The organism is Acinetobacter sp. ANC_7553 (assembly GCF_056779895.1).
Map to the genome: position 1 here is coordinate 1 of NZ_JBWYIV010000057.1, position 346 is coordinate 346.

At 36.7% G+C, this 346-nt stretch carries 2 protein-coding genes; both read left to right on the top strand.

The window, feature by feature from the left end; genetic code table 11:
- Window positions 1–90: hypothetical protein (locus AC1M9I_RS14660; protein ID WP_481592540.1), on the top strand; the 90-nt coding region annotated here is incomplete at its 5' end.
- Window positions 91–233: 143 nt separating this feature from the next.
- Window positions 234–346, top strand: a 113-nt coding sequence (locus AC1M9I_RS14665) for a CoA-transferase (protein WP_481588093.1), incomplete at its 3' end; no start/stop codon positions are given.

Here is a 346-nt window from a genome sequence, read left to right on the forward strand (position 1 = left end):
TTCAAACATATTCAATTTGACATTGAATTAGTGAAAGACGTTGAAGGTGCGCCTTCTACTGAAGTTGAACGCCGCCGCGCATCAGCTTAAAAATAATAAAGGGATGGATTTCGCATCCATCCCTTTATCTTATTCAACTAAAGAATTTAGACCAATCCAAATCTAATCATTTTGATTTGTTTAAATTTTTGCAAGACCGAAAAGGATATAGATAGCTTTATCTATAAAACGCTATGATTGATAAATCTCAAAAGACTTTAACCGAAGCCCTCTCCCAAATTAAAGACGGTTCAACCATTATGATTGGTGGGTTTGGTACTGCAGGTCAGCCTGCTGAACTCATCGA